The following is a 1331-nucleotide window of genomic DNA, read 5'->3' as shown; positions in this document are numbered from 1 at the left end:
AAAATGAAATAACAATACGGCAGGTAACAGCAAATTTGCACAAAAATGGCTGACGGTGGTTCAACTCAGGTTTTTCGTTAATTATTTAGTTCAGTGCGGGCTGACATCGGTTATGCAAGTAATGCCATTTATGCACAAATTAGCAAAACGTTACCTGCCATTATAATGAAAATAGAACGAACACTTGAAAAATACTACTACTTGACAGGAGACGAAAAATCTAATGTCGGAAATGCTGACCCAGAGGACTCAACCATTCGTTGGGATTATTTCGAAAACAAGGACAAAAATTTCAATCTGACAGACCCTTTAAAATTCAAAATTAACGCAAGGAGATTTTCTGGGCAGACAGGAGATTATCAATTTAATAGTTGTGGTTTTCTACTTTTCTCCGACAAGTTAAGAACGACCATAGTACAATACTTAACAGATATTGACAATCCGAAATGGTTTCCTGCAAAATTGACCGACTTAGATGGTGTCACTACTGATTATTCAATATTGCATTTGTTCAAAAAACATGACTTTCTAGACTATCAAAAATCGACATTTGTAGAAGGGACAGACCATCCAATTAAAAAAAGATTTGACTTAGAAAAAATTGAAGACCGATTAATTTTTAATGCAAAAATACTAGGTGTCTCACTATGTGTCCATGACATCGTTCGGAAAGACATTAAAAAGTCAAATTATACGGGGCTTTATTTTTACAAAATTCATACAGCAGGAAGATTATCCTAAAATTAACGGCAGGTAACAGCAAATTTGTTCAAAAATGGCTGACGGTGGTTTACGTTAATTCATCAGTTATTTATTTAATTTAGTGCGGTGCGACAATGGTTCTGCAAGCAATGCCATTTCTGCACAAATTTTCAAAACGTTAGGTGCAATATTTTTAAAAGCCCCAAAACCTATATTACGCCACTAATTCACCAACAAAAACAATAGCTTGTATGTATCTTCCATCAGCATAAATAATTCCGCCAATAGGAGCGTATCCAAGTCCAACAGCTTCATTTACTGTTTCGATAAACGTTTTGAGTTCTTGCTCAATAACTAGGTCATACTTTTTCATTGTTGTTAATTTTTCCCACCACTTTTTAAAAATACAGCACCTAACATAAGTTTTGCGCTATTTCGGGAAGTGGTTTCTATTTAATTTATTCGGTTAATTTTAGTTTCTACTATTCAATTTCTGCATTTGCAAACGTCAACATCGCAAAGCTTCGGAACGTTATGTGTCATACTTACCCGACCGGAAAGACATTACTCATAGGAAATATTTTCGTAAATTAACGCAATGAAAAAAGAGCAAGAAATACAATTGGATT

Annotated in this window: 2 protein-coding genes; one reads left to right on the top strand and one right to left on the bottom strand. The window is 34.4% G+C overall.

All coding sequences use genetic code 11. The features are described from left to right. Positions 1–93 precede the first annotated feature (93 nt). Positions 94–741: an imm11 family protein gene (locus A5893_RS04960; RefSeq protein ID WP_068821464.1), complete on the top strand. Its 648-nt coding sequence runs from the start codon at positions 94–96 to the stop codon at positions 739–741. A 175-nt stretch (positions 742–916) separates the two neighbouring features. On the opposite strand, the gene A5893_RS17645 is transcribed toward A5893_RS04960, so the two are convergent. After that, positions 917–1075 carry a DUF1737 domain-containing protein gene (locus A5893_RS17645; RefSeq protein ID WP_157687467.1) on the bottom strand — a complete coding sequence of 53 codons (159 nt, stop codon included), beginning with the start codon at positions 1073–1075 and terminating at the stop codon, positions 917–919. Positions 1076–1331: the final 256 nt, after the last annotated feature.

Origin of the sequence: Pedobacter psychrophilus (assembly GCF_001652725.1) — a bacterium.
Taxonomy (GTDB): Bacteria; Bacteroidota; Bacteroidia; order Sphingobacteriales; family Sphingobacteriaceae; genus Pseudopedobacter; species Pseudopedobacter psychrophilus.
Note: the sequence above shows the minus strand (reverse complement) of the source record. Positions and strands in the feature narration are given on the sequence as shown.